This is a genomic window from Flagellimonas sp. CMM7, from assembly GCF_021390195.1.
Taxonomy (GTDB): Bacteria; Bacteroidota; Bacteroidia; order Flavobacteriales; family Flavobacteriaceae; genus Flagellimonas.
Genome location: NZ_CP090003.1, coordinates 115198 through 141708, shown reverse-complemented (window position 1 = coordinate 141708; position 26511 = coordinate 115198). Strand labels below are relative to the sequence as shown.

Here is a 26511-nt window from a genome sequence, read left to right as displayed (position 1 = left end):
AAAGCTATTAAACCTGATTTAGGACGCTCAAGTAATGATGCTGGTCAATGGCAAAAAAACGGAAAAATCATCCCCCCGAACCTCCATACAGAGAATATCAAACCCCTATTGTTTATTGATTATCAGTTCTTTTCGTTATTTAATCCCTCCTTTATCAAAAGGCTAAGTTGATTCTACTATATCATATACTTTCCGAATAATTTCTTTCGGTGATTTTGTTTTTATGATATTTTCAGATCATTCAATTACAAAATGTGGTATAGATTATTTTTTATTCTAATGTTGGCTAACGCCGCGCTATATGAAGTCCGACTAGCCAATTTATTCCAATAAGTTGCTTTTTTGATAGCGACCAATTTCAGTGTAAGTCGAGATATTTTAGTTACCGACATCTTGATTTGTTTTGATAACTACATTTCCCTTTTTACGCCCTGTTTCAACATATTGATGGGCCTCTGCAGTTTGCTCCAGTGTGTAGCATCGGTCTATTACCGGCTTTATTTCCCCTGCTTCAACCAACTCTTTTAAGATAGCTAGATCCCGTTTGATCACACTCGTTGGTCTCATATAGGTTGCTGTTAAAATGGCTTTTTTGCGGCTGAACAATGAAGTCCAACACATGTGAAAAATAGTAGATATCCCTGCGGCATCAAGATATACTCCTTGTGGTTTGAGCGAATCTCTACAGCGAAAAAATGATTGTTTACCTACCGTGTCAAAAATAATGTCGTAGGTCTGGCCGTTTTTGGTAAAGTCCTCCTTAGTATAATCTATGGCAGTATTTGCTCCCAAAAGTTTAACCATTTTAATATTTGCTGTACTACAGACCCCAGTAACTTCCGCACCAAAGTATTTGGCCAGCTGTATGGAAGCGGTTCCTACCGATCCGGAAGCACCATAAATAAGGACCTTTTGTCCGCGTTGGATTTTCCCTTTGTTATTTAGAAAGTTCAATGCCGTTAACCCCCCTTCAATAACAGCTACAGATTCCACATAGTCGGTATTGGACGATTTTCTGATTACAGCGGCATTCTCTGATAGGGATTTATATTCAGCATTTGAGCCAAGGGACATTCCCGTGAGTCCAAAAACCTGTTCTCCTTCTTCAAATAATTTTACGTTTTCACCGATGGCTTCAATTTCACCGGCCAGCTCCATTCCCAGAATATTTTTTTTTGGTTTAAAAAGACCACTGAATAATCTGGTAAAAAACGGCTCCCCTTTTCGACCTATAAGACCTGCTGTGGTCACTGCTGCGGCGTGGATCTTTATTAGTATTTCATCTTCTTTTGCAACAGGTTTTTCTACCTCTTGAAACTGTAGTACATCAGGTGTTCCATATTTTGTGCACACTATTGCTTTCATATTGAAAACTGGGAATTAGTTTTAATAAGGGAAGGTAATTCCCATGCAATAAGGATTATTGCAAAAAATGCAGGGAATTCAATGATCAAGAAAAATAGATCATCCAAATCTGCAGAGGGTAAAGCACTCGCCAAAACCAGCATTGTGATTATACTCGCCAGGATGTTAGCCCACTTGTTAACTTTGGCAACTAATATTCTCGAGAGAAGAACCATCAAAATTGGTAGTTCAACTAAAAATCCTCCAATCAACATTAATTCGTCTGTAATCTCTATGCCATTGACTTTTCCTGTCATTATTTCTTCTATAAAACTCTTTTTGCCGAATTGATGTAAATCTCTAAAAACCATATTTAGCAATACAAATATCCACAAGGTTGAAAGCAAGATTTGAGGTTGAATTTTAGTTTTTATCACAAGTATACAATTGTAAGGTTACTTAGAAGTTGTCTCTCTTATGTAATCCAGTCCTTTTCTTAAAAATTTTGTTACCATTGGAGTGACAAGCCATTGAGGCATTTTTTTTGGGTTAAACTGGACAATATTTACTGCTCTACTTTGGTTGTTAAGAATTGGCAAAAAACGCCATGAACCCCTAAAAATTTGAACTCGAGAAAGTTTTTTGGAAGGAGGGGGAACAGAACTTTCTTCCCAAGTTTCTTTCCATCTAACTTCTTCAAAATTACTTTCGGAATCATGAACGAAATAGTAACGAACACTCATTTCCGTGTTTTTAAATGGAAAAGGCTCTTTGTGAATTACATAGGTGAGAAGACTATCTTTAGACTCATCGACTATTTCATAGACAGGGTACTTTTTGTTTTTTAAATCATTAGCTTGATTACGGATATCCCGTTTAAAAGCAGAAATAGATTCTCTTGGAGATGATTTTATATCTCCTTCAATTTTATATTCCATGAGATTAGTACCAACAAGTTCTCTTTTATGAACTTTCCAGGTTGGTTCGTCATTTTTGTCCACTTTGATTAGCTGCCATTGACGTTTTTCCCATTCCTTGATGCTTAAATCTCTAGACGATATACAGCTTTTCAAACTGAAACCTATAAGTACTACTGCGAAAATTAAACTAAAGCCAGGAATAGATATATTCTTATCATTCATATTAACGGAAGTTTTATCTGGGACAAAATTATGTCATTACAACAACCTTGTCATTCACTTAAGTTAAAATCGTCTTGGCAGTAGAAAGTAGGATGGTTTAGACTTTTTTGTTTGCTAACCTTTTTCGAATTCTGCTTAATGACTGTGGCTTCATACCAAGATAACTTGCTATCTGATGCTGGGGAATTCTGTTTAGGAGAAGGGGCTTTGTTTCGAGCAAATTAAGATATCTTTCTTCTGGTGAAGAAGTAATAAATTCGCTCCATTCCTCTTTGGCTTTGTTTATTTTTTGGATAGCTATTTCTTGAAAAACAGCTTCCAGTCTTGGAAGTGCAGCACGTATCTCTTCTTCAAAACTCTTGTTGCTGATGGTTAAAATACAATCTTCAACACATTCCCAATAATGTTTTGAGGGTTTGCTATCATGCGAATGAGGTGTGAATGTATCGCCTTCCATAAAGAAAGCTGTAGATTTTTCTTCTCCATCTTTTATCAAATACTCTCTAACACAGCCTTCGACCACCATATAGCACTTTGTTGGAATTTGCCCCTCTTTCAGCAAGAGTGTATCTTTTTTAAATGAATCCACAACAGTTTTTTCAACAAGAATTTCCACTTCCTCTTTGTTCAATATTTGAAATTTGCTGATAAGAGCTCTTATTTTTTCTTTTAAGACCATTGATTTATCTTTTAATTGGCACCGATTTCGATTTGCAATTAGTAACGAACTTCTTGAGTGTAAATGTTTATTGCCAGATTGAGGTTAATTATGGAATAAAACAAATTTAAGTATAATGAAGGACCAAATAAATCTTACTCATATTTGACTACATCATTTGTGTTTATTTAGCAAAGAAATTGTAAAGAGGTGTAAAGCCATAAATTAGCAATTTAAAATATTGAAAATCAAGGTGATAATATCCTTATTTTAGTGCCTGCCCCAACACAGCTCCCCTTGAAATATTAATAACTAAATCATTTGATGTTTAGGTAAATTTCTATTGTGACCAATCTTTTCATTGGCAGGTTTTTTGTTTTTAAGACCTTCGTTATAATAGTTCTATTTATATTTAAAAAAAACTCAAAACAACCTGCAGAGTCTCCAAATTCCAACCTTAAATGAAACAGTTTATTACGTATACATCATGGTTAGCAATTTTCGTTTTGGTCACTTTTCAAATGAGTTGCAAAGAGCAAGGTGTAAAAGAAAGCAAGGGTGAAAATTCAAAATTAATAGAGAAATCAGATTCTAATAATATTGAAAGAGACCCATACACGGAGATTCCTGAAGGAATGGAAACTCCTACAGGTATGGTTTGGGTTCCTGGAGCTAAATTTACGAAAGGCGCAGTTATCCAAGACAAAATGGCTATGAATCATGAAGGGCCAGCACATAAAGTTGCCGTGGATGGTTTTTTTATGGATGTATCCGAAGTGACCAACAAAGAGTTCAGAAGATTTGTGGAAGAAACAGATTATATCACTGTGGCAGAAAGGGAAATTGATTGGGAAGAGATGAGAAAACAGCTACCAGATGGAACGCCCAAGCCACATGATAGCATTCTAAAGCCTGGGTCACTAACCTTCAAAAAAACTAAGAATTCAGTACCCAATCTTTATGATTTTTCGCAATGGTGGAGGTGGACCATTGGAGCAAATTGGAAACACCCATATGGTCCCGAAAGTTCCATTAAGGGAAAAGACCATCATCCTGTAGTACACATTTCTTTTGAGGATGCTATTGCCTATTGCGATTGGGCAGGGAGAAGGCTGCCCACCGAAGCGGAATGGGAATTGGCAGCGAAGGGAGATAAAAGAAATTCCATTTTTTTCTGGGGCGATGATATCTCGCTTTTAGGTGAAAATGCAAATACTTGGGAAGGAGAGTTTCCTGTAGAAAATACTCAAAAAGATGGATTTGAAGGAAGTGCACCAATAAAATCATATGCTCCCAATAGTCTAGGTTTATATGATATGGCAGGAAACGTATGGGAATGGACTAGCGATTGGTACAACACTCATCACTACCAGAACAGGCCAACGCTAAAAAAGTGCCCTTAAACCCAATGGGAGCAATTTCTCCCTATAACCAACAGAATCCCTATGCCAAAGAAAAAGTAATGAAAGGAGGTTCATTTTTATGTAGTGAGTCTTATTGTGCAAGTTATAGGGTTTCGGCGCGAATGGCTACTAGTATTGATTCATCACTAGAACACTTGGGATTTAGAACTGTAGTCACCGCTCAAATGTTACAGGGGCAAACCAAGGGAGAGTGATTACCTTAATATGATTATTTTTGAAAAATACAAGAGGTTTTTAAGTAGGTTTTACAAATCACTTTCAACTTTAAATTCAAAAATGGTCTCTTGCAAATAAGTTTGATCTGGTTTCAATACACTTGAGGGAAAATGAGGGTGGTTTGGAGCATCTGGAAAATTTTGAGCTTCAAAACAAATAGCAGGAAACTTATCATAACCACTACGGGAATAATAATTAAGAGCTGGGAAAGATTTTGGCGTATAAATCACCATAGCGGGCTGATTTGTGTAAACATTCATATAAATACCGTTAGATTTGGATAGAAGTGTCGCCACTTTGGATGGAGTTTGTTTTAGGACAAACGTATCGTCAAGACCAACAAAGTTTGAATTCTCAATTTGTGATTGGCGATTAAAATCAAATCGGGTATTCTCCGAGGGTATTATATTGCCCGTAGGACGTAATTTTTGGTCTACTTCTATATGGGAATCGCTATGAACCTGTAAACAATGTTTTAGAATGCTTCCTCCACCATCTAAGTTAAAGTATGAATGGTTTGTTAAGTTGACCAGTGTGGTTTTATCCGTAGTAGCTTGATAAGTTATTTTTACGGAATTGGATTCCATTAATTCATAGACTACTGAAACATTGAGATTTCCGGGGTAATTTTCTTCTAAATGCTCGCTTAAATATGACAGTTTAACTGATGGGTTTATATGCTTAGTCACCTGATCAATATTCCAGAACTTTTTATCAAAACCCTGCTTTCCTCCATGCAGGTGCACGCCATTTTGGTTATGAATTGGATATTCTTGGTTTTCTATTGTAATTGCCCCTCCAGAGATTCTACCTGCATATCGTCCAATAATAGCACCCAAGAATAGTTGACTGTCCAAATGACTTTGCTTGGTATACTCTTCTGGTGATTCAAGTCCAACAGCAACGTTTACAAGGTTCCCGTTTTTATCTAGTGTTTTTAAAGATAGTATGGTGGCTCCATAGTTGGAAATTTCCAATTGCGCTCCGTTTGAATTGCTTATTGATACAACTTCTAACATAGTAGATTTAAATTTTAATAGAACAAGATTTTATTAAAGGAGAAGAGTTATAAAATTTTCAAGATAACCATATTTAGGCATTTGGTTTTTAAAAATGATAGTTCAAATAAGTCGTAGAATTTTTTTTTGGATGTATTTTAATAATTGGTTTTATTTAATTGGACATTAATTAATGTTAATTGTATATTTGCACCCGCAAAATAGGTCGCATAGCTCAGCTGGATAGAGCATCTGCCTTCTAAGCAGACGGTCGCAGGTTCGAATCCTGCTGCGATCACACCTTAAAAGCCCTGTATTTCGGGGCTTTTGCATTTTATGTATTTAATTGGTTTGAATAGATTTCCTAGAATCCCTACCTTTTGGGAAATATTTCCGAAACTATTTCGAAACCAAAATGAAGCTATCCATTAAACTAGACAAGTCCCAAAGGGCGTTGAACCCTTATGGACACCCGATTATCATCTATATTACCTCAAATTATGGTGAAAAAAAGGTGAGAACGGGGTACAGGACAGAAAAAAATCACTGGAACGAAAAACTTTCTGAACCAAATAAAAAACATCCCGATTACTACAATCTGTTCCGGTACATTGAAGAACTTAAGTCTAAGATAAGTAAAATCGGGTTTGAATCCACCAGAACCAACCTTACAATAGAAGATGCTGTTTCAATGTTGTTTCGGAAAAGCTCCGATTCATTCTTTGAAATGGGAATTGAAGGCATTGATAAATACAGTACAAAGGCCAGCGCCTTGAAATCATTCTGCAAAAAGAACCCTGATATTAAAATGCACGAGGTAACTTCAAAAGTAGTGGAGAAGTATTTTAAGAACGAATTAAAGAACAGGAGTCCAAGAGGGGTTGATTCTTATAAACGTTCCTTAAAAGCGATATGGAACAGCATCAGCAATGAGCCAAACCCTTTTAATGTAACCATAAAGATACCGGACAAAGAAAACAGGGTTGCCACTACAGAGGATATTAAAATACTTGTGAATGCTGAATTGGAAGGTATGTCCGCTTTTTACCGTGATTGCTGGTTGTTGATGTTCTATCTAGGAGGTATTGATCTGGAAGTATTGGTAAGATTGAAAAGTGAAAACATAGTAGGGGATAGGGTGAACTTTAACAGAGGTAAGGGGAATTCAGAAGCTTTTTGTTCAAATATCATACTGCCGGAGGCAAAAGCTATCATTGATAAGTATAAAGAGGATTACTTCGTTCCAATACATAAATACATTTATCGTGAGTTTAGAAGCAATTTCTCCAGAAGGTTCAGGCCTGTATGTAAAAAGCTTGGTTTAACTGTGGAGCTTACACCTAAGAACGTTAGGCATACTTTTATTGATAGGGCACAAAATCTATTGATTGATGAAAGGATTGTTGGGCAGATTGTGGGTCATAAGTTCAAGACTACCACAAGTCTTTATACGAATCAATTTCCTAAAGTTGTCCAGGATGAAGCACATGCTAAGATAATAGCTCTTTAAAATGATATTCCAGAACGGAGGATAGTTCGTACTTAAAATTACGCCCTTGTTCATCTATTAAAAATAGATGTCTATTATCTCTTACCCACCTATCAGACTTACCAATAATACGGGCAGCTCTTGCACTGGAAACAAACATTTGTTCATTCCTCAATCTATGTAATGGCGGTATGTCAGTTGAAAATTTCAATTAACTTTTTTAAACGAATGTTCCTTAATAATATCTTCAATATCCTGTCCACTAAGATTAAACCATTCACCTCTAACCCTTTTTGAATCGTATTTAATATGTAAAGTTTTTTCTACTTTATTATCAGAAGTAGCGTATAAGGTGATATCTGGTTTTTGAGACTGAAGGGTAGTTTCGCGTCTTTTTGGGTCTTTTGAGATACCTATCTTACAAAACCCTGTTGATGCCTCTAGCATTAAATAGGTTTTCTTTTTTATAGGTTTATAGGGCTTAACCCCATTTGGATAGTTTGGTTCTTCATAATAACCCCATGAATTTAATAGCTCTTTATAAAACTGATATTTTGGTATTTGTATTCCCTCTTCAACAGTATGGAAAGCTATTATCTTATTGTGCTTATTTTTAGACTTAATGCAATTTTTAACGGTATCTGGATGACAATTCAAGAACTTTGCACATTCGTGAACATTCATCATTTTATTCATGGCATCGTAAATGGTCAATGCCTCTAATTGTGCCTTTATGAATTCCTCTCTAGTCATTCCTTTGTAAGTGCTTTAAACTATTTTAGCATTCCAGTTTTCATAATCCTCCAGTACCAATTCCTTTATATCGTTTATAAATACTGAATTGTATCCGTAGAGTTCTTCTATTTCTTTTATTATTAAATCACGGTTGGGATAGGTTTTGTGTTCCAAGCTTATGTTTCCCTTAAAAGTGTCCTTGCCCAATTTTCCTTCATAAAGGATTATGAAGTATCTCATTACAGAATTACTCATACTTTCTTTGAAAATAAATGTTGTCACTATTCTTATAGGATATTCTTGAAAACAATGGGTTTTGATAATCAATATTATACCAATAGCCTAACTGAAATTTCATTTTCTCTTTAAATACTCTCCAATCCCTTGACCTACTTCTTATTACTTTAAATTCTGTTGATTTAAATTGTTTCTTACCGTGATGTGATGCTACGAAAATCCAATTAGGATTACCATACTTGATGATGAATTCTCCTGTTTGGTGTTTGACCTTATCGTAAGAAGTGGGATGCTTCAATTGTGAAATTGCCCATAAAACATATCTAATTTTTACTTCTAATTTTCTAAGTATTTGCATATCAAAAAAATCTAGGTTTGTTATCGTTCTTTAAAAAAGGAATGTTCACTACGAACAAATAGTAGGTTTCCCTTCCACCTAATACCTTGTCCACGTCCATTCCCATCCATACACCGTTTATATTGAAAGTGTTCCTGATATGTACAAGTGGGTTGAATTCCCCTGTTTCATGTTTCCATCCATAACCACCGCCAAGATTCAATCTGTACTTTTTGTTTCCTATCCGGTACTTTGTAAGTGCTTCTAAAGTGTAGTGGTTCACAACGGACGAATGTGTCAATCTGTAGTTTATCCCGAAACCAACTTTCTTTACGAAATGGGTATAGCCAACGTTCCAAGCGAGTATAGGGCCATCTTCCTCTAGGTCTGCCGTTCCCCCTGCAATATGTAGTTGTGCGCTTGCGAATAATGAACAGAATAAAAAGATGAACAATACGTATGCATTTCGCATTGATAGTGGTGCATATATGTATGGTTGTTTTTTCATTGCTTTATCCTTTCCATTACTATTTCATAAGATGTTTTTGGTGGTGGTGGAGGGAAAATCCATCCATGTAACACCCAATCGGTTTTATCTTGATGCCAACCGCAAGTTTTGCATACTCTATTCTGTGTAATTGAATATTCTGGTATTGAGCAGCAATTCAAGCAAGCTAGTACTGTATTCGAGTGATGCGACTTTCTTTCATCGTATGCCCATTCGTGAACATCGTAACCTTCATTAGCTACATATTGTGTTTCTGAATCCTCCCACTTTCCGTATTGTGTCTTTGATTCGCAATGACCTGTGTTTTGAGGAAAACTACCCCCTAATGTTGATACGAAATCACCTGTAATTATTGTTTCGTTATAAGTAGTTCCGAATTCTATTAGTTGCGCCCTTGCCGTCAATGATAAGAACAATCCCCAAATCAGTATAGCAAGTATTGTTAGTATGGTGTTTGTCTTTTTCATTTTATCCAATATTTTTCCTTTAATGGTTTTAAACTGTAGAGCATCGTGGAATAAGGAGGTAATTCTTCATACTTCCCTTTTACAATCATTTTAAAGCAAAACTTTTCAACTTTTTCATTGCGGTAAAGCAGATAAAAACAAATTAATAATGCCAGTATCTGAATTGATATTATTATTAGGATTAGATTAAAAATGATTGTTTCCATATTACTGTTCTTTACTCTTTTGTTGTGGTGGGTTAGTTATCAAACCAGAACACTATTCTGACCCTATTGTTGAATTCCGCTAATTTTTCCATAGCTGATAACAAAGCCTCGTACTCTGGTTCTTCTACTGCATTTTCTTTGTTGTTATAGATTTCCAAGGCGTTTTTATATTCATTCAGTGTTAGCCAAGAATGTGAATGCCAATCTGGATCATCACATGCATATGCTTCTTCATTTCTGAAATAGATTTTACAACCATATGACTCTCTCCATTTTAATGCGCTTTCCAAAGTGCATTCTCCTTCTCCTTCACCATCTTCACTTATGTAGCACCTACTATCCCACTTAGAAGCATATGACATATCTTCTGGAAGTCCTTTAGCTTCAAATGAATATTCTTGTTCGCTTCGAACCCCATTTGACAGGATACCAAACATCCAATAATTCCGACCTGGATTAATTCTTTTACCGAATCCGCACCAATAATCTCGGGCAGTCTCTTTTTTCTTGTACTCAACATACATATGTATATCACATCCCATAGTTCTTTTCTTTACTCTCCTAAAGCGGAGGATATTGCTGATTCATTTATTTTTAATCGTGTTTTGATGGATAACCTATAGTACTCATCATTTTGCCTTATTTTGGGTTTGCTTAATAGTTCAATAAGAAGATCATTAGTTTTACTTAATTCTTTAAGTATTATTGGAGATGACGCTATTAATTGTGCGTTTGCTTTCCCTTCTTTTAAGTGTGTTGCATTAATTGTACAAACAACTTTATCGAATGTTATACCAGATAAAATTTTTGTTTTAGAGGCATAATCAAGAGGCTCCTTAAGTTTTTTTATAACTTTCGTCCATTCTCCCTTTGTCCCCTTAAACTCTTTTATAGTTGTTTCCATGATTTAATCAATTAGGCTTTCGTATGCCAGTTCATGTATGTTATCACACTGTTCGTTGATTGCGTCCAGTTCCTCTTCAGTTGCTTCTTTACCCTTATAGTCACATCTTGCTATAAAAGCATCACAGAAATCGGGATAGTCCTTTGTATCTACTCCATCAATCTCAATATCTTGTACTTGGTTAAAATCTATTTTCATCTTTTCGGTTTTTAGTTTCTAAATATCTGCGCTACTATATTCCCCGATAATTGTGTAAAGGGAACCGTTGTCAACACCAATCCGTTCAATGCGTTCTGCTGTGACGAATCCTTTACATGGTACACGATATGCCCCTCGTCATCGAAAATCTCTATACGTGTCACCTCGTTCTTTCCCAAGGGAAGTTCAAAAGGCTCACTGTAGATGCCACCCCTTACCGGATATACCCCTCTTCTTATTGTTTCCCCGTTTACATCTATCTCTACCATTGTTCCCAAAAATTTGTATTCGGGCAATGCATATCCACCACAGAAATTAGCTGTATAGGTTTCCTCTTTTGAGCAGCTTGACATAATGATCAATATTAGGATCAGTTTTTTCATTTTAAAGTGACATTACTATATCCCTCTGCTTTTTGGAAAGGGAACTTGTTTTGGTCTTGATTTTGTTCTTCTCAACTTTTAGAGCTAGTCCTTTAGGCGGATTCCATCCATTTGTAATGATAGTTCCAGGACGTATGCCGTGCCTAGCCATGAATTTTAAAGCTGAGCCAGAAGTTGCAAATGGGATTCCCGTATGTCTTATCTCTTTGGTATCTCCGGTCTTTTTATTGACCACCATTTGTCTTTTACTGAATCTGGAGATTTTCCCTTGACCCCTTTGCCTCTTCCCTAGTTCTCTTAAAAAACTTCTTTGACTTCTATCCGTTTGATACATATAATGTTTTTTATTACCCTTTTAAATTTTCCCTCCCATCGGCTCTCACATTGCTTCAGGGAGAGAAAAAGTTAGCCCCTGACTCTAGGGGAGAAAGGGGCTTGAACTAAATAACCAACCAAAAAACTTTTCATCTTTCCATGCCCCTAGCATGATTGCATGAAGCTAAGATAGAAAAAAATCTATCAAAAAGAAATAAAAATCTATTTAAATTAGAAAAAAGTATATATTTGTATTGTCGTTATGATGGGGCGATAGGAAAAAATCAAGGTAAATCCTAGACGGGAAACCTTTTGAAGCCCCTTCGAGCCATCATCTCGCAAGGGGTTTTTTAATGCCCGGGTGTTTACAATGGTTAGACCCAAACTCAAACAACATTTATAGGCACTCTTGAAAAAGGAAAGTATGGAAAGGCCTATAAAATACAGTTGACGTGATGAGCAATGCTGGCAATGCCCGAGCCTGTAACCAGCGACATTGGTTCAATACTTAAGTCTCGCTCCGTTGAAGAATGGGGTACTTCACGAACGCTAAAACAACCTTTTTATAGGTTTTGAATGGTTTTTACTGTTTTTTCTTAATATTTGTCTTACAATCAAATGAAGGAAAGGGAGTATTACCAAAGGGGATGGCTCTTTTCAAAAATCAACTAAAAATGAATGAAATTGAAATTTGGACAGATGGAAGCTGTGACCCGAACCCTGGAAAGGGAGGTTGGGCATTTGCTCTGAATAAAAAAGAATATAAAGCAGGACAAGTTGAACATTCCACAAACAACAGAATGGAGATGACGGCTGTTTCAGAGGCTATAGCATACGCAAAATACGAATTCCCATCACTACCGATTAAAATACATTGTGACAGTCAATACGTTGTTAATGGATTCAATTCATGGATGCACGGATGGAAAAAAAAGGGGTGGACGAAAAAAGGGGGTGAGATAAAAAACTTGGATATCTGGAAGATTCTTTATGAAAACCACCAAGATGTAGAGTTGGTGTGGGTGAAGGGACACTCCGGTAATGATATGAACGAGTTTGTTGACGTACTTGCTTCAGGTGGCGACCCGTCCAATATTGAAATTGGATCGGTTGAAAAAATCAACCCTTTGTGGGAACAGGTGTTTAAGGAGTTTTCAGGATGGACACGGGGCGGTTATAAGAACGAAGACAGGGATTCCCTACTTAGACGGATACAATCTAAATATTCAATTACATCAGTTGCAGTGCCTATAGAAATTAAAAAATCAAAAGAGATTGTACCCGAAACACAAACGACTCTAGTTGGAGATAACGAAGTATTAATAACATACGGGCTGATAGAGACATTAAAGACCCAAGCGGGAGGTTTTTCAAAAAAAGGTCTGGAACTTATAGGTGTGTCTTGGCCTCCAGAAAAAGGATGGAAAGAACGCGTAATCGGAAACCCTATCGATAAGGAAAAATATAATCTATTGATCCGTGACCCAAAAAGAGGTGGAAAAGGAAAATAACATACTATAAACGAAAACGTTCTTTGAAATTGTAATTATTCTTTCACAGTCTCCAGAAGGCTTATTTCTTCTTCGTAGGCTGTTTGGATATGTTGTTCGTTGTAAACTTTAGGATCAAAAATCAGGCAAGTATAAATGGTTTGGTCTTCACTCTTTATCTCTTGTGGCAGTGCCAAAAGCGAACCGTTGCTATGATGTTCGTACCAACGTAAGAATTTAATTCGTCTTTGATGCCCTTTGCCATCTAGGTCATCGCAAACATATGTCAATAGTTCATCCGGATGATTAGCTGTGTATTCTTCTAGAATTTGACAAATTGTTGGCCCTACTTTTGGGTCAAGAGGAGGTAGTTGTTTGCAGTTTACAGAAACGCTAATTTTTCTGATAATAGGTATCCCCATAAATTTATATGGAAAACTATTCAAGCGAACCGTATAGGTGATTTGAGTAGAGCTAATGAATAAAAAAAGAGGGTAATCTACCCCCTCCGCTAATTGATATTGGTATATCTTATTGCTCGGCAACGGTGATTTCCCCGCTTTTTATTTTGCGATTGACTTCTTTGTTTTGCTCACGCTTCTCCTCCATCATTCTGTAGAAGTACTGAACGACCTTGTTAGAGGCTTTTATTTCGGTGGCTTTTTTCATTTTAGTTTTAATTGTGCAACACAATTGTATTGCAATACAAAATTAGTAAAAAATAGCTATAAACAACTATAAACACATACAAACTAACACAAAATACATACCAAAGTAGCTATATGTATAGACGCATATGTACATAATAAGACGAAGAAAACCATAAAATATTACAATTTTAACCCACAATTTCGATAAACGACAATAACGAACAATACAACGAAAAGACGTAAGAACGCTATTATAAAGATGAAAGAATGTAATTACAAATACAGGAACAAACACTATATTGAAGTACCAAAAAACTAACTTGATGAAACCAGGCGATATTAAAGAAGTAAGATTATTTTTAAATATGTCTCAACCTGAATTCGCTAAAGAGTTGAATATTACTGGACGGACACTATTAAATTATGAAAAGGACAAAACGTCACCTACCATTGAGACAATTCAAAGAATAAAAGAATTAGCTAAAAAACATGGGTTCAATGATAATCGGATGGTCAATCCAATTGAAGGTTTAAAAAGTGAATTGTTAGAGCTTTTTAAGCAAAAGAAAAATGAAAGTAATTCAATGATAACCGATGAAGTGTCATCTGTTTATAGATTGTGTATCAATATAATTGAAAGTGACGTTAAAAGGATTATGCAGAAATACTAGTATTATCAATATGAGACATATCATAGAACGGACAGCTATTAATGGTTAGTTTGCGCTGTTTTTTGTGATAAAAGGCATAAATTAAATAAGAATCGAAGTAATTGTAGAAAATTCCCAGTTTTAACAAGGGAAAAACACAAAAAAATTAAGGTTTTCGTGCATTACAATTTTAATATTTTCATATACATTGTACGGCACTTTATGTAGATAAAACATTGATAAGTTTATTCCCCCCGAACTTATAAGTATTTGGATATGAGGTAATTTAAAGTACGTATAACTTTAAATTATTTCAGAATGAAAAAGGTATTTTTAATTGCATTGATGTCAGTATTTACATTAGGATTTGTTTCATGTACAAATGACACAGCAGAAGAAGACGAATTAATAGATGTACTCGCAAGCGACAAGGACGAAGAGCCGGACAAATAGAATCTTTTCTATTATCATCTTATTTTTAGGGGTGGCAATAGCTGCTGCCCCTTTAATACATATCTATCTTCCTAAGAAAAATGCAGAAGTGGTTGCTTACTCAAAGCAACTAGATAAGGATATTGAGAAATATAATACTCAATTAACGAATCTGCGCACACAATACAATAATTACGAAATTGAAGCAGAAGAATATATTGCAAGCAGTGATGAAATACTACTAGCAAGAGAAAAACAACTTGAAATCAATGAAGCTCTTTACGATAAGAAAGTTGATGCATCAAGGATTTTTGGGTTCAAAACATTAAGAGTGTTCTTAGTGGCCTTTGGGATAAGGATAGTGTATCTCTTTTTGTCGATTGCGATTTCTATTATAGTTGTTTTATTAGTAAAGCCTGATAAAGGACTGCTAAAAAATTCATTGGTGGTGTTCCAAATATTTTGTTACTCAATTTCACTATATGAAATAGTGTGGGTATTCTGGAATGCTCAAGACTATCCTATTCAGACTTATTGGTGGGGTATATTACTCTCCACCACTTTAATATCAATTGCAATAGTGACTTTTTTAATGTGGCATAAATTTAAGATGGAAAGACAAACGTTGACCATCGTTAAGTTATTTGATTTCATGCATTTTGATGTAAAGAAACTTGGATTTATTAACTCAATCAAAGAAAGACAATACGATAGTAAGACTCAGGAACTAGTAAAAGAAGCAATAGAAAATGAGTAAGAACGGGGATAAAAAATATCTCAAAAAATTAAAGAAATCTCAGTATCTCAGTCCTGAGCTTAAATCAATATATATTGATAAGGTTGAGCGTGAAATAGAAGAACGTCAAGAAGAAAGGAAAAAAGAAGGTGAGGATAAAATTACCGGACTTCTATTAGAAAGAGAAATACTAAAGATTCATTTAAAGACTCTTCTTACCGATTAGCTTAATCTGTTCTTGCAATCCTTTTATCTGTTCCTGTATTTTTAATTCAAAGTCTTTTGATTGCAGTTCAGTAACTATTCTCTTAAAATATTTGTTTTCAGAAAACCTATCAAGATTAAGATCAATAACATTTATTATATCAATTAATTCTTCTTCACTAAGATTTTTAGGGTCCACTAATATATTAGAATCCGATCCTTCCATTTCCCCTTCACCAAGCACCAACCATCTAAGACTAACTTTAGGAAAAACTTCTAACGTTTTTCTAATAATATCATCTTTTACTGAGGCATTAGCTTTAAATGCTTTTGCGTAAGCTCCATTAGAATATCCAAGTTTTCTCTCAAAGTCATTGGATTTCAATTTGTTATGCTCTCTAATTTCATCCAGTCTATGTATCGTGTCTTTTTTCACGGTAGAAAAATATATAAAATAATTAGAAAAAACTTTATTTATAATAGAAAAAGTTCTATATTCGTATTGTAATAATAATACAAAAGCAATCAAATATAATGGAATCAGTATTAATCACCCATACAAAACCACAACAAATTGACTCAAGAACAAGCCTTTTGGTTGGGGAAGCATTTAATGCTGAGAACATTGAGATCCCAACTTTTGACTTAAAGTGGGAACATGACTTCACAGAATCGGGAGACACCATTACTTATTACGAAAACAAGGAAGAGGACATTGATCTGGGAGAACACCTTATAAGATGTCGCTTGAAAGTCTCTTCCATCAATTACGGTAAAAACATTGTTTGGGTCGGTGAACTGGAGCTTTGGGGAGAAGAAGATATTATACATATCCCTGAGTCATATAAACAAGTCCTTAGAAACAAAATCAAAAAATCATTCTTATGAAACCAATATTAAAGAACTTTTCAGGAAGTGGCGTGTTCAAGTACCAAATACGTCCAGAAATGAAACCAAATATTGTATCGCTCAACATGTACGTTTACACCCCTTTCAATGAGAACTATGTTTTTATTGACAATGCAATAGGGTTGTACAATTCAGAAGTCGAATCAAGTAGTGAAGGCCTTAAAAAAGCTTTGAACAAAGCTGAAGATAAATGGGGATTGAAATTAACAAAATCAGATTTACAGGTAGCATGACTAAGAACATACTTAAAATAATCGCCAGGGTTCAGGATGAATTCGGGATTGATAAGAAAAAAGAACTGGTGGCAATAATAGCCGAGGCATTCGGCATGTCCACCCATTCAGTAGAATCAAACTGGATATCGAGGGGAATAATCCCTGAGTACCGGCTACGGGAAACCTTGAATATCTGCCAGAATTTTTATCTAAAAACTTCTACAGAGCTACAAAACCAAGAAGCATGATAGTGTACTCAACAATATTATTACTGATTGTATGGACACTACAGATAAAAGTAACGAGGGACAAGAAAAAACTAAAGAGATGACCATCGAAAAATACAACAATTACGCAAAAGGCATGGACGCAAACCAAGAGGTACAAACTTGGGTATCCACAAACCTTTACAACCACTTGAAGAAAAGTGAAGAAAACCAAAATGAAATAGAACACATCATTGATTACCTGGTTTCGGACAAAGCCCCAAAGAGACTTAAAAAAATGAGTTATGCCCAAGCTAAATCCAATACCGATAAATGGAACAAAGCTCTTATCAAAAAAGGCGCTAAGATCAATGAAAGTGAAAAAGATATTGAGATTGTCCTAGAACTGGATAACGGGTTTAAATGGGTCAAGCTTGTAGGTGAGAACGCCTTTAAGAGGGAGGGGGCATTAATGAGACATTGTGTATCATCCTACTATGGAAAAGATGTTGATATATATTCTCTTAGGGACAAAAAGAACGAACCCCATTGTACAGTTGAAAAAGACCAACAGATAAAAGGCAAGGGCAACGGGAATATCCATCCTAAGTATATCTCCTATGTAGTTTCATTTCTCGAATGGACGGGAATGGAAGTGTCCGACAATGAAATGTTGAACCTAGGCTACATTAACATATCCGACTTCAAGGAAGATCTTTCTGAAGAATGCATCAAACAAAGTTATAAGGAAGTCTATTTACCAAAAGATTTCAAATTCAAGGATAAAGAGGGAAGTGATTTCTGGTCATTGGACATAATGGATAAGGTTCCACTATTGGATTTAAACCTTGATATCGCAATTCCTTTGGAGTTAATAGGAAAAGGATGTTCTTACTTATTGAACAAGATATTTAAGGCGGTCAAAAAAGATTCAGGAGACTACACCCAGAACGCAAGCTCAGGATACAACACCAAGAACGCAAGCTCAGGATACAACACCCAGAACGCAAGCTCAGGAGACTACACCCAGAACGCAAGCTCAGGAGACTACACCCAGAACGCAAGCTCAGGAGACTACACCAAGAACGCAAGCTCAGGAGACTACACCCAGAACGCAAGCTCAGGATACAACACCCAGAACGCAAGCTCAGGATACAACACCCAGAACGCAAGCTCAGGAGACTACACCCAGAACGCAAGCTCAGGAGACTACACCCAGAACGCAAGCTCAGGATACAACACCAAGAACGCAAGCTCAGGATACAACACCCAGAACGCAAGCTCAGGATACAACACCCAGAACGCAAGCTCAGGAGACTACACCCAGAACGCAAGCTCAGGAGACTACACCAAGAACGCAAGCTCAGGAGACTACACCAAGAACGCAAGCTCAGGAGACTACACCAAGAACGCAAGCTCAGGAGACTACACCAAGAACGCAAGCTCAGGAGACTACACCAAGAACGCAAGCTCAGGAGACTACACCAAGAACGCAAGCTCAGGAGACTACACCAAGAACGCAAGCTCAGGAGACTACACCACACATGACGTAAAAGGTGAAAAATGTGTAGTCGTTGCAATCGGTAGAAACAGCAAAATAAAAGCCTCTAAAGGCACATGGATAACCTTGGCTGAATATGATGGAAGTTATGAAATCAAATTGGTAAGGTCAGCACAGATAGACGGTGAAGAACTAAAAGAAAATGTCTGGTATCAATTAATAAATGGAGAATTCACTGAAGTAAAAATATAAATCATGGAAAACTACATCATAGTACTTGGAATGTATTTAGTGTTGATGCTATTCTTCAAGATATACTATGGTGGTAACAATAGGGACTAATCAAAAAAAATCATGAATACACTGACAATTAAAAAAACGGAGGACTCAGCTTTCTCTAGTATAGAGTCGTTCGAGAACGCTCAAAGAATGGCAAAGGTATTGGTTCAATCAAGCCTTGTGCCAACAGCGTATAAGAACAACATACCAAATGCAATGATAGCACTTGAAATGGCAAATAGAATTGGCATAAGCCCTTTTATGGTGATGCAGAATCTTGATGTTATACAAGGTAAACCAAGTTGGAACAGCACATTTATAATTGCTATTCTCAATTCGTGCGGGCGGTTCGCTCCCATAAGGTTTGTGTTCGATGGCGAAGGAGAAGATTATGGATGTAGGGCAGTTACCAAAGATACTGAAGGCAACAAACTGGAAGGAACCAAAATAACTATGCGAATGGTCAAAGCTGAAGGTTGGCTAAGTAAGGGTGGGAGTAAATGGAAAACCATGCCGGACCAAATGTTTCAATATCGGGCAGCTTCATTCTTTGGCAGAATTTACGCTCCAGACCTTCTTAAAGGCATGCATTCATCAGATGAAGTCAAGGACATAATCCCAGAACCCATTAAACCTGACAATTCGGAGGAAGCAAAAAGGATAATGGGATTTATCGAAGGGGCTACCACTTTAGAAGAACTGGAAGAGGTAAAGAAGAAACTAAGTAAAGAGCTTTTGGAAGAATATGCAATCATTATTGAAGATGCAGAAAACAATTTAATACTAAACCAAGATGGATAGAAGAACGGATTTCACGGATTACAAGTTTAGGTGTTCGAGCCTAGGAAAGCTTATGACAACTTCTAGAAGTAAAACGGAAGTGTTATCAAAGACCACACAGACCTATTTAAAGCAACTACATACCGAGGAAGTCTTTAATAGAAGATTTGAAATCAAATCAAAGTACCTGGATAAGGGAATCATGGTAGAGGAAGAATCAATTACTCTTTATAGTAAGGTGAAAAATGAACTGTTCATTAAGAACACTGAAAGATATACCAATGAATTTATCACTGGAGAGCCTGACAACATAGACGGAAAGATCAGGGACATTAAATCTTCATGGTCGTTTGAGACGTTCCCTCTTCATGCAAACGACATTCCAAACAAGGATTATTACTACCAATTGCAGGGATATATGGCTTTGACCGACATCAAAGAAGCTGAACTTATCTATTGTTTGGTGAACACTCCAGACCTACTCATTGAAGATGAAAAAAGACGTTCCAGTTGGAAACTTGGTTTTCTGGAATTGCCAGTTGATTTAGCAATGGAGATCGAAAACAACATGAGGTTCGAGGATATTCCAGAACAAATGAGGGTTAAGGTCTTTGAGGTAAAGAGAGATGACGCGGTAATTGATTCCATATATGAAAGGGTGGAATTGTGCAGGGATTATTTGAATGACCTTTCAATTGAACTATTAGAAAAAATACCATTAGCAATATGAACAGAGTAACACTAGTTGGAAACCTTGGAAACATACCTGAGGCAAACCATACCACTTCAGGAAAGAAGGTTGTGAATTTCACAATGGCAACGAACAAAAATTATCTGAACAATTCAGGTGAAAAAGTAACGGATACGGAATGGCACAATGTAGTCGTCTGGGGGAAACTTGCGGATGTTGTGGAACAGCATTTCGAAAAGGGAAAAAAGTATTTGGTTGAAGGGGAGATCAAAACAGAAACATACGAAAAGAACGGGGAAAAGAAATACTCCACTAAAATCGTGATGAACAATTTTGAGTTTTTATAAATGAAGGTGAACCTTAAACCCTGTAAAGGAACTAGACCCGAAACAAAAGGCTATGGATGTGGAAAAATGACAGTACACAGGGTTTATGGTTTAGGTAAAATGTGCGGGTGCTATTCCAATTGGTTGTTGAACTCGGAAGCGGGTAAACTGAAACTTAAGAAAGCAACCTTGAAAGCAGCAAAACCAAGATTGGATCTAAAGAAGGCAGAAAAAGAACACAAGGAAAGAATGAGACTCCCAGAAGCTATAGAAAAGACCCAGAAACTATTCAATCGGTACATCCGGTTAAGGGACACTTTTAAGCCCTGTATATCATCTGGGATACTATGGAAAAGGGATTTTGATGCCGGACATTTCTTTCCGGTAAAGCAATACAACGAACTCAGATTTGATTATGACAATTGCCACGGACAGAGCATTATGGATAACAGGGGCAATGAGGGCAACTTTCATGGATACGCTGCCAATCTGCCATTAAGGATAGGTGACGAACGTTTCGCAGAACTCCTAAAAAGAGGTGAAAGGTCAAAACGGAGAATCAAAAAATGGACTTTACATGAGCTTGAAGAAATAAGAAACGAGCTTAAAATTAAGATTAAAGAACTGGAAATAAAACAGTTATAAAAAAGTACCAAAAAAAGTTAAGGGAATGGAAGTAACACCTGAAACTATATGACACAGGGAAGTGTGTTCTCAGGATTTGGAGGTTTTGATTTAGCTGCTGAATGGATGGGATGGGAGAATATATTTCATTGTGAATGGAATGAATTCGGACAAAGGGTACTAAAATATTATTGGCCTAACGCAAAAAGTTATGGAGACATTAAGACAACAGACTTTAGAGTTTACAGAGGAAAAATCGACGTCCTTACAGGAGGGTTCCCATGTCAACCGTTCAGTACAGCAGGAACAAGGGAGGGAACAAACGATAATCGCTACCTCTGGCCTGAATATTTACGAGCAATACGGGAAGCTCAGCCCCCTATCGTCATTGGTGAAAATGTTACTGGTATCCTCTCAATGGAACAACACGAGATGTTCGCTAGAGTGGACAGTAGACGCATTGTACGCTTTGAGAACTACGACGAGTACGAAGCTGTATACACACGACAAGCTACTTTGCTCGTCAACGACATCTGCGAAGACCTTGAAAAAGAAGGATATGCAGTACAAACGTTTGTTGTTCCGGCTGCGGGTGTCGGCGCTCCCCATAGAAGGGACAGGGTCTGGTTTGTTGCAAACGCCATCGACGGTAGAGATAGTGGATTCTCCGGAGAACATGAGGGCAAGAGCGGAGAAGCACGGTTACCAGAACGGCACAAAATACAACGGATTGAAGAGCCAGTTGATGTACGACCCGAAATGGATGGGGATATTGCCTACACCTGTGGCAAGCGATGCCACCACGGGCGCGATAATAGGAAAGAACGATGTTTTCAAGGAAACCAAGGGTCTACCAAGAAAAGTGAATCAAAACGGAAAGGACGGAAGTGTAGGACTAGGGAGACTTGTGAAACTTCTACCAACTCCAACAAAAAGGGATTACAAAGGTGCAAGGACAAAGGAATCTTTGAAGGATGCCGGAAGAACGGAAACCAACAGTTTGCCAGATGCATTCAGTCAAATTGGAAAGAGTTCCCAACTCAACCCCCGATTTGTGGGCGAGATGATGGGCTTCCCGCCGAACTGGACGGAATTACCTTTTCAAAATGGAGAAACGAAAGTATCAAAGGATATGGTAATGCAATAGTTCCACAAGTAGCATATCAATTTTTTGAAGCAATAGAACATTTAAAAAATATACAATAATGGAAGCAACAACAGGACAAAAACAAACAAGCGTTTTAAGTTATCACGACCCAAAAACGCAACAGCTCATCAAGAGCGAGACAGAAAAGATGTTAGAGACTTTTCAAGCGTTTCCAGAGCAAGAATTTACGGCATACCATGTAGCTGACCTATCAGATCTAGACTACTATGTGGTTCAAAAAAGAATGGCGATCCTAGAGAGGAGAAAGCAAATCAAGGCGGTGGGAATACAAGAGGTAGGGAAGTACAAAAGAACTTTATACAAGTTGGCGTGAGTAAACTGGAAACCATAATAGAATGTGTCGAGGCGGAATTCGGTTTGGATCTTCAAACCAAATCACGTAAAAGTCAATTCACCAATGCGAGGTACATCTATTATATGTTAGCTATGAAATTGACCAAAACATCACTTCACAGGATAGCTAGCAAGATAGGTTTTGACCATGCAACCTTGATTCATTACCGCGACAACTTTGTACCGAGCCAAAGGTTCAAATCTTCATATTTCGATATTCTGGAAGCATTTAGATCCAAGGAATATGTGCCGGAGAACTTAGAAGAAGTGGACGTACAAAAACTAATGTACCAGAGGGATGAGCTTAATGAAAAGATATTCAATCTAGAATCCAAGATAAGGTACTTAATGAATTCAACAAAAAGCCCAGAAGAGGAAAATCTTGTAAGGATATTCAGAGGGCTGACCAAGAAGAAAAGAGAAGAGTTAATGTTCAAAGCCAGAACAACTTTAAAAGTCCAACAAAAAATGAGTGCAGCATGAACCTCCAAGAGAAAAAACTTGAATTCATAGCTGAAGTCCATACCAGCGCATTGAACAAGTATCAGGATGAAATGATATTGGATTTCATAGAATATTGGACAGAGACGGACAGGAGGAAAAAGAAGATGCGGTTTGAGTCTCAAAAATTCTTCAGTATGGGAAGAAGATTGTCCACTTGGGCAAGGAACGACAAAAAATGGAACGCCCCCAAAATCTTGAATACACAAGTAAGGGGAGCAACAACAATAACAGAAAGGCTATTAAATGGACTTAGTAACGATTGAAAGACCAAAAGGGCTATCAATGCCAGCAAGGACATTACCGGAAGAAGCTCTAAACACTCAGGTGGGCTATTTACTGGTTTGGCTTGAAAAACTTTTAGGGGTAAAGGACACCCCAGAGAACGAAAAGAGAATCAAGTTTCTGGTAGGCCAGATAAAAGAAACTGCATGGGGTCTTTCCATAACCCAGATAATGGATGCATTTAAGCTTTATGTGGATGGAAAACTTAGCGAGAACGGTAAGTATCTAGAACCTATTTCGGGATTCATAGACACTATTCATTTCAAAAAGGTAATCAGGGCTTACAAGAATGCAAAAGCTCCAAAGATGGATTTAAAGGCCATAGTAATAAGTGTAAACGAACGTTACAACGAAAAAGGTTCTTTAAGGGACGAGTCGCAGAAACCAATAAACGGGGTATCAGAAACATTCGATCATTTGTATGAAATTGGATTATTGCCGGACAAGAAAAAGAGCAAAGAAGTTACTGATGCATATCACAAAAGAAAAATAGCTGCATGTGGTTACATCATAGCCCCATTGATTGACAAGAAAAGATGGTTTGAAAAAGAAGGACTTAAGGGGGTGCCTGGTCACAAAGAGGTGATTGAAAAAATCGAAACGGTAAAGAACTATTCCCATCCTGAAATACTTCCATTATTCAAATTACTTGTTCTGGAGGGATATTTCAAAAAGTTAAAAAAAGATGGAAAACATTTGAAAGAACTGATATAAAACAAAGAACACAAAAAGTAAAGAAAGATGATAATAAAGAACGGGGAATGGTTTACGGATTTGGCAATTACGCTGTTTGTAATCTGTGCCATAGCAATTGTGATAATGGTGGTAAGAGACTACAGGAACAAAAAATAAAACAAAGCCCATGAGCGAGAGAGCAAAAGAGTATTTGAAATCTAAAAACATGATAAAGGAAGGTTTCAATGAATTTATCATAAAAGGTGATTTTGGAACAGTGGTTTTAAATGAAATATTGGAGGAGTTCGCAACCAAGGAGAAGAGGGAGTTGTTGGAGGGACTGGATGAAGAGACAATCGACGAGATAGGGTTTAAATGGGCAGGGATGCATGTAAGGAAAATTGATGAACGATACTCTTATCAACAAGGATGGGGGGATTGCATTAATCACCTCAAAAACAAACTAAAAGAACAGTAGGATGAGAGAAGAGTTACCACCTGAATATACTGAGAGCTGTAATGTAGATTTTGCAAACGGGGAAGAATTTTTAAAGAACAATAATTAAAACAATCGCCTTGGAAAACAGATGCCGTAAGAAACCTGTATATGGGATTCAAAATCCTTGAAAGAGTTGTGGATAGTTCCACTAGCAATAGACATTGCAGGGCAAGGAAAACAGATGGGCGATTTTAAAAAGAACAACGATATGAAAACAGTAGAGGAACAATTGACCGAGCAAATATCCGGTAGGTGCATACACTTTACAGGTATAGCGAATAATACCTGCGAGTTAGGCATCAGTTATAAAGATGTCAGGGATGAGACCCAGCGCCCGTATAAGTTTCCATGCCTTAAAAGACATCATGGAGGGGATTGCTCGAATGCGCAGTTTCCCACCAAGGAAGACTTAAAAAGGGAAGTAGATGAAATAATCGAAAATCAAAAAAAAACTGTCAATGCTATGGTCATGGTAAAGGAGCATATCGCGAAAACAGGGGAGAAAATAGGTTCAATCGAATGCCCATGTTCTGAACGAGAGGGAAGGTTGGAATATTCCATGGCAGAAATAAATGGGCATGTAAGGTCAAGTTGCACTACTTGCAAAATGGGATGGATAGAGTAAAATAATTGATTAACCCAAAACAAAAGCAATGGATAAAAGACAATTTAATGAAATTTCAGAATGGCAAAAACAGACTTTCAGCCATGCAACGCCTTTAAGTAAAATAGCACACTTAAAAAAAGAAATCGATGAACTTGAAGATGATTTAAAAAGTGATAATACAGACAGGAGACTTGAATTTGCTGATTGCTTTTTTCTTCTTTTTGGGGCAGCACATGCGGATGGGATGACCTACGAAGATATTTGTTCGGCCATACAAGAAAAGTTTGAAATAAATAAAAGCCGTGATTGGGGAAAACCTGATAAAGACGGGGTTGTAGAACACGTTTAAGTTAAAAGCAATGGACTCTAAACAAATAATATCAGCAGATCAAATAGCAAATTTTGCCACTAATCAACCTCTTAATCTTACAAGAGAAGGGAAATCAAATCTAAGAAAGACCATTAAATCAATGGTTTTGGAATACAAAGATAATTTCGCCAACCAAGAAACCAAACAACTCAAAGAGCAGAATCAAAGGTTGAGAGAAGGAGTGCGAAAAATTGAAGAAATGTTAGGTATTGCTATATCATATCAATTAAAGGAAGATATGCCTATAACATTTGAATTTATTGATAAATCATTGAAGAAGGCTGAACAACTTTTAAAAGACTTAGAACCAACAAAGGAACAGTAATGAAGATTGAAAAGAAAATATTAGATCCGTGCTGTGGTAGTAGAATGTTCTGGTTTGAGAAGGATAATCCTGATGTTCTTTTTTCAGATATAAGAGAATTAGAAGATACTTTATGTGATGGCAGAAAATTAAAGGTAAGTCCAGACGTGGTAGCTGATTTTAGAAACCTTCCATTTGAAAATGAATCTTTCAAACTAGTTGTATTTGACCCACCACATATGGAAAAGTTAGGAGAATCAAGTTGGATGGCCAAGAAATATGGAGTGTTGGGGTTGGATTGGAGAACTGATATAAGGCAGGGTTTTTCTGAATGTTTTAGGGTTTTAAAAGAAGATGGAATCTTAATATTTAAATGGAACGAAGCACAAGTTAGAGTAACTGAATTGTTAAAGCTAACCGACAACAAACCATTATTCGGACACAGAACAGCAAAATCAGGAAAAACAATCTGGCTTTGCTTTATGAAAAGAATTTAACAACAAGGGAACAGACCA

The 26511-nt window shown here is 36.7% G+C and carries 44 protein-coding genes and 1 tRNA gene; 26 read left to right on the top strand and 19 right to left on the bottom strand.

Going from position 1 to position 26511, the window contains the following annotated elements; all coding sequences use genetic code 11:
• Window positions 1–378: 378 nt before the first annotated feature.
• From LV704_RS00805 to LV704_RS00790, 4 genes are all read right to left on the bottom strand, one after another.
• Window positions 379–1365 carry an NAD(P)-dependent alcohol dehydrogenase gene (locus LV704_RS00805; protein WP_163423880.1) on the bottom strand — a complete coding sequence of 329 codons (987 nt, stop codon included), beginning with the start codon at window positions 1363–1365 and terminating at the stop codon, window positions 379–381.
• Entirely contained in the window at window positions 1362–1781 is a 420-nt protein-coding gene (locus LV704_RS00800; RefSeq protein WP_205597918.1) for a DUF6326 family protein, read from the bottom strand. The genes LV704_RS00805 and LV704_RS00800 overlap by 4 nt, the downstream gene beginning before the upstream one ends.
• Before the next feature lie 18 nt (window positions 1782–1799).
• Complete coding sequence (locus LV704_RS00795; protein WP_163423879.1) at window positions 1800–2486, bottom strand: hypothetical protein; 687 nt, start codon at window positions 2484–2486, stop codon at window positions 1800–1802.
• A gap of 97 nt (window positions 2487–2583) precedes the next feature.
• Entirely contained in the window at window positions 2584–3165 is a 582-nt protein-coding gene (locus LV704_RS00790) for a Crp/Fnr family transcriptional regulator (protein ID WP_163423878.1), read from the bottom strand.
• Between the two features lie 440 nt (window positions 3166–3605).
• Here LV704_RS00790 and LV704_RS00785 point away from each other — a divergent pair, with 440 nt between their 5' ends.
• Together LV704_RS00785 and LV704_RS19960 are read left to right on the top strand one after the other, a co-directional pair.
• Window positions 3606–4547, top strand: coding sequence for a formylglycine-generating enzyme family protein (locus LV704_RS00785; protein ID WP_255695574.1), 942 nt, complete (start codon window positions 3606–3608; stop codon window positions 4545–4547).
• Between the two features lie 5 nt (window positions 4548–4552).
• Entirely contained in the window at window positions 4553–4762 is a 210-nt protein-coding gene (locus tag LV704_RS19960) for an SUMF1/EgtB/PvdO family nonheme iron enzyme (protein ID WP_255695573.1), read from the top strand.
• A 51-nt stretch (window positions 4763–4813) separates the two neighbouring features.
• Here the strand turns inward: LV704_RS19960 and LV704_RS00780 are convergent, their stop codons facing one another.
• On the bottom strand, window positions 4814–5803 hold the full coding sequence (locus LV704_RS00780) for an aldose epimerase family protein (RefSeq protein WP_163423877.1): 990 nt from the start codon (window positions 5801–5803) through the stop codon (window positions 4814–4816).
• 203 nt (window positions 5804–6006) lie between these two features.
• On the opposite strand from LV704_RS00780, the gene LV704_RS00775 reads away from it, so the two are divergent.
• Window positions 6007–6080 (top strand) — tRNA-Arg (locus LV704_RS00775).
• A gap of 117 nt (window positions 6081–6197) precedes the next feature.
• Complete coding sequence (locus tag LV704_RS00770) at window positions 6198–7292, top strand: tyrosine-type recombinase/integrase (RefSeq protein WP_163423876.1); 1095 nt, start codon at window positions 6198–6200, stop codon at window positions 7290–7292.
• Here the strand turns inward: LV704_RS00770 and LV704_RS00765 are convergent.
• The 11 genes from LV704_RS00765 to LV704_RS00715 all read right to left on the bottom strand — a co-directional run bounded on the left by LV704_RS00765 (window position 7273) and on the right by LV704_RS00715 (window position 11580).
• Entirely contained in the window at window positions 7273–7482 is a 210-nt protein-coding gene (locus tag LV704_RS00765; RefSeq protein ID WP_163423875.1) for a hypothetical protein, read from the bottom strand. The two genes, LV704_RS00770 and LV704_RS00765, sit on opposite strands and share 20 nt — an antisense overlap.
• Window positions 7479–8024 carry a GIY-YIG nuclease family protein gene (locus LV704_RS00760; RefSeq protein WP_163423874.1) on the bottom strand — a complete coding sequence of 182 codons (546 nt, stop codon included), beginning with the start codon at window positions 8022–8024 and terminating at the stop codon, window positions 7479–7481. The genes LV704_RS00765 and LV704_RS00760 overlap by 4 nt, the downstream gene beginning before the upstream one ends.
• A gap of 15 nt (window positions 8025–8039) precedes the next feature.
• Window positions 8040–8246: a hypothetical protein gene (locus tag LV704_RS00755; RefSeq protein ID WP_163423873.1), complete on the bottom strand. Its 207-nt coding sequence runs from the start codon at window positions 8244–8246 to the stop codon at window positions 8040–8042.
• Between the two features lie 7 nt (window positions 8247–8253).
• On the bottom strand, window positions 8254–8601 hold the full coding sequence (locus tag LV704_RS00750) for a hypothetical protein (RefSeq protein ID WP_163423872.1): 348 nt from the start codon (window positions 8599–8601) through the stop codon (window positions 8254–8256).
• A gap of 1 nt (window position 8602) precedes the next feature.
• A complete protein-coding gene (locus LV704_RS00745; protein WP_163423871.1) occupies window positions 8603–9088 on the bottom strand; it encodes a hypothetical protein in 486 nt (161 codons plus the stop codon).
• Complete coding sequence (locus LV704_RS00740; RefSeq protein WP_163423870.1) at window positions 9085–9555, bottom strand: hypothetical protein; 471 nt, start codon at window positions 9553–9555, stop codon at window positions 9085–9087. Before LV704_RS00740 ends, LV704_RS00745 begins: the two co-directional genes overlap by 4 nt.
• Before the next feature lie 238 nt (window positions 9556–9793).
• A complete protein-coding gene (locus tag LV704_RS00735; protein ID WP_163423869.1) occupies window positions 9794–10303 on the bottom strand; it encodes a hypothetical protein in 510 nt (169 codons plus the stop codon).
• 11 nt (window positions 10304–10314) lie between these two features.
• Window positions 10315–10665, bottom strand: a complete 351-nt coding sequence (locus LV704_RS00730) for a hypothetical protein (RefSeq protein ID WP_163423868.1) — start codon at window positions 10663–10665, stop codon at window positions 10315–10317.
• 3 nt (window positions 10666–10668) lie between these two features.
• The gene (locus tag LV704_RS00725; protein ID WP_163423867.1) at window positions 10669–10863 is read right to left on the bottom strand and encodes a hypothetical protein; all 195 of its coding nucleotides are present in this window, start codon (window positions 10861–10863) and stop codon (window positions 10669–10671) included.
• Between the two features lie 11 nt (window positions 10864–10874).
• Entirely contained in the window at window positions 10875–11246 is a 372-nt protein-coding gene (locus LV704_RS00720) for a hypothetical protein (protein WP_163423866.1), read from the bottom strand.
• Window position 11247: 1 nt separating this feature from the next.
• On the bottom strand, window positions 11248–11580 hold the full coding sequence (locus LV704_RS00715; protein ID WP_163423865.1) for a hypothetical protein: 333 nt from the start codon (window positions 11578–11580) through the stop codon (window positions 11248–11250).
• 655 nt (window positions 11581–12235) lie between these two features.
• Between LV704_RS00715 and LV704_RS00710 the strand changes: the two genes are divergently transcribed.
• Window positions 12236–13072 (top strand): ribonuclease H, encoded by an 837-nt coding sequence (locus LV704_RS00710; RefSeq protein WP_163423864.1) that lies wholly within the window; start codon window positions 12236–12238, stop codon window positions 13070–13072.
• Window positions 13073–13107: 35 nt separating this feature from the next.
• Here the strand turns inward: LV704_RS00710 and LV704_RS00705 are convergent, their stop codons facing one another.
• Complete coding sequence (locus LV704_RS00705; RefSeq protein ID WP_163423863.1) at window positions 13108–13473, bottom strand: DUF6169 family protein; 366 nt, start codon at window positions 13471–13473, stop codon at window positions 13108–13110.
• Between the two features lie 109 nt (window positions 13474–13582).
• Window positions 13583–13720, bottom strand: a complete 138-nt coding sequence (locus tag LV704_RS00700; RefSeq protein WP_163423862.1) for a hypothetical protein — start codon at window positions 13718–13720, stop codon at window positions 13583–13585.
• Between the two features lie 304 nt (window positions 13721–14024).
• Between LV704_RS00700 and LV704_RS00695 the strand changes: the two genes are divergently transcribed.
• From LV704_RS00695 to LV704_RS00685, 3 genes are all read left to right on the top strand, one after another.
• Window positions 14025–14372 (top strand): DNA-binding transcriptional regulator, encoded by a 348-nt coding sequence (locus LV704_RS00695; RefSeq protein ID WP_163423861.1) that lies wholly within the window; start codon window positions 14025–14027, stop codon window positions 14370–14372.
• A gap of 463 nt (window positions 14373–14835) precedes the next feature.
• The gene (locus LV704_RS00690; RefSeq protein ID WP_163423860.1) at window positions 14836–15540 is read left to right on the top strand and encodes a hypothetical protein; all 705 of its coding nucleotides are present in this window, start codon (window positions 14836–14838) and stop codon (window positions 15538–15540) included.
• Window positions 15533–15745 (top strand): hypothetical protein, encoded by a 213-nt coding sequence (locus LV704_RS00685; protein ID WP_163423859.1) that lies wholly within the window; start codon window positions 15533–15535, stop codon window positions 15743–15745. The genes LV704_RS00690 and LV704_RS00685 overlap by 8 nt, the downstream gene beginning before the upstream one ends.
• Here LV704_RS00685 and LV704_RS00680 read toward each other — a convergent pair.
• Window positions 15722–16159 carry a hypothetical protein gene (locus tag LV704_RS00680; protein ID WP_163423858.1) on the bottom strand — a complete coding sequence of 146 codons (438 nt, stop codon included), beginning with the start codon at window positions 16157–16159 and terminating at the stop codon, window positions 15722–15724. The two genes, LV704_RS00685 and LV704_RS00680, sit on opposite strands and share 24 nt — an antisense overlap.
• 98 nt (window positions 16160–16257) lie before the next feature.
• Between LV704_RS00680 and LV704_RS00675 the strand changes: the two genes are divergently transcribed.
• The 18 genes from LV704_RS00675 to LV704_RS00590 all read left to right on the top strand — a co-directional run bounded on the left by LV704_RS00675 (window position 16258) and on the right by LV704_RS00590 (window position 26493).
• Window positions 16258–16611, top strand: a complete 354-nt coding sequence (locus LV704_RS00675) for a hypothetical protein (RefSeq protein WP_163423857.1) — start codon at window positions 16258–16260, stop codon at window positions 16609–16611.
• Complete coding sequence (locus LV704_RS00670; protein ID WP_163423856.1) at window positions 16608–16865, top strand: hypothetical protein; 258 nt, start codon at window positions 16608–16610, stop codon at window positions 16863–16865. The genes LV704_RS00675 and LV704_RS00670 overlap by 4 nt, the downstream gene beginning before the upstream one ends.
• Window positions 16862–17095 carry a hypothetical protein gene (locus LV704_RS00665; RefSeq protein ID WP_163423855.1) on the top strand — a complete coding sequence of 78 codons (234 nt, stop codon included), beginning with the start codon at window positions 16862–16864 and terminating at the stop codon, window positions 17093–17095. The genes LV704_RS00670 and LV704_RS00665 overlap by 4 nt, the downstream gene beginning before the upstream one ends.
• A 31-nt stretch (window positions 17096–17126) precedes the next feature.
• Complete coding sequence (locus LV704_RS00660) at window positions 17127–18806, top strand: PcfJ domain-containing protein (protein WP_233782108.1); 1680 nt, start codon at window positions 17127–17129, stop codon at window positions 18804–18806.
• A 102-nt stretch (window positions 18807–18908) separates the two neighbouring features.
• Window positions 18909–19634, top strand: a complete 726-nt coding sequence (locus tag LV704_RS00655) for a hypothetical protein (protein WP_163423854.1) — start codon at window positions 18909–18911, stop codon at window positions 19632–19634.
• A complete protein-coding gene (locus LV704_RS00650; RefSeq protein ID WP_163423853.1) occupies window positions 19627–20343 on the top strand; it encodes a hypothetical protein in 717 nt (238 codons plus the stop codon). Before LV704_RS00655 ends, LV704_RS00650 begins: the two co-directional genes overlap by 8 nt.
• Entirely contained in the window at window positions 20340–20651 is a 312-nt protein-coding gene (locus LV704_RS00645) for a single-stranded DNA-binding protein (RefSeq protein WP_163423852.1), read from the top strand. The genes LV704_RS00650 and LV704_RS00645 overlap by 4 nt, the downstream gene beginning before the upstream one ends.
• Window positions 20652–21275 carry a recombination protein NinG gene (locus LV704_RS00640; protein WP_163423851.1) on the top strand — a complete coding sequence of 208 codons (624 nt, stop codon included), beginning with the start codon at window positions 20652–20654 and terminating at the stop codon, window positions 21273–21275. It begins immediately after the preceding gene.
• 48 nt (window positions 21276–21323) lie between these two features.
• Complete coding sequence (locus LV704_RS00635; protein ID WP_163423850.1) at window positions 21324–22460, top strand: DNA cytosine methyltransferase; 1137 nt, start codon at window positions 21324–21326, stop codon at window positions 22458–22460.
• Window positions 22460–22735: a hypothetical protein gene (locus LV704_RS00630; RefSeq protein ID WP_163423849.1), complete on the top strand. Its 276-nt coding sequence runs from the start codon at window positions 22460–22462 to the stop codon at window positions 22733–22735. The genes LV704_RS00635 and LV704_RS00630 overlap by 1 nt, the downstream gene beginning before the upstream one ends.
• Window positions 22732–23238 (top strand): helix-turn-helix domain-containing protein, encoded by a 507-nt coding sequence (locus LV704_RS00625; protein ID WP_163423848.1) that lies wholly within the window; start codon window positions 22732–22734, stop codon window positions 23236–23238. The genes LV704_RS00630 and LV704_RS00625 overlap by 4 nt, the downstream gene beginning before the upstream one ends.
• Window positions 23235–23522: a hypothetical protein gene (locus LV704_RS00620; protein ID WP_163423847.1), complete on the top strand. Its 288-nt coding sequence runs from the start codon at window positions 23235–23237 to the stop codon at window positions 23520–23522. The genes LV704_RS00625 and LV704_RS00620 overlap by 4 nt, the downstream gene beginning before the upstream one ends.
• Window positions 23503–24255 carry a hypothetical protein gene (locus tag LV704_RS00615; RefSeq protein WP_233782107.1) on the top strand — a complete coding sequence of 251 codons (753 nt, stop codon included), beginning with the start codon at window positions 23503–23505 and terminating at the stop codon, window positions 24253–24255. The genes LV704_RS00620 and LV704_RS00615 overlap by 20 nt, the downstream gene beginning before the upstream one ends.
• A gap of 148 nt (window positions 24256–24403) precedes the next feature.
• Complete coding sequence (locus LV704_RS00610; RefSeq protein ID WP_163423845.1) at window positions 24404–24694, top strand: hypothetical protein; 291 nt, start codon at window positions 24404–24406, stop codon at window positions 24692–24694.
• Between the two features lie 145 nt (window positions 24695–24839).
• Entirely contained in the window at window positions 24840–25340 is a 501-nt protein-coding gene (locus LV704_RS00605; protein WP_163423844.1) for a hypothetical protein, read from the top strand.
• A 28-nt stretch (window positions 25341–25368) separates the two neighbouring features.
• Window positions 25369–25671 carry a dATP/dGTP pyrophosphohydrolase domain-containing protein gene (locus LV704_RS00600; protein ID WP_163423843.1) on the top strand — a complete coding sequence of 101 codons (303 nt, stop codon included), beginning with the start codon at window positions 25369–25371 and terminating at the stop codon, window positions 25669–25671.
• 10 nt (window positions 25672–25681) lie between these two features.
• A complete protein-coding gene (locus LV704_RS00595) occupies window positions 25682–26017 on the top strand; it encodes a hypothetical protein (protein WP_163423842.1) in 336 nt (111 codons plus the stop codon).
• Window positions 26017–26493, top strand: a complete 477-nt coding sequence (locus LV704_RS00590; protein ID WP_163423841.1) for a methyltransferase domain-containing protein — start codon at window positions 26017–26019, stop codon at window positions 26491–26493. Before LV704_RS00595 ends, LV704_RS00590 begins: the two co-directional genes overlap by 1 nt.
• The last annotated feature ends 18 nt before the right edge of the window (window positions 26494–26511 follow it).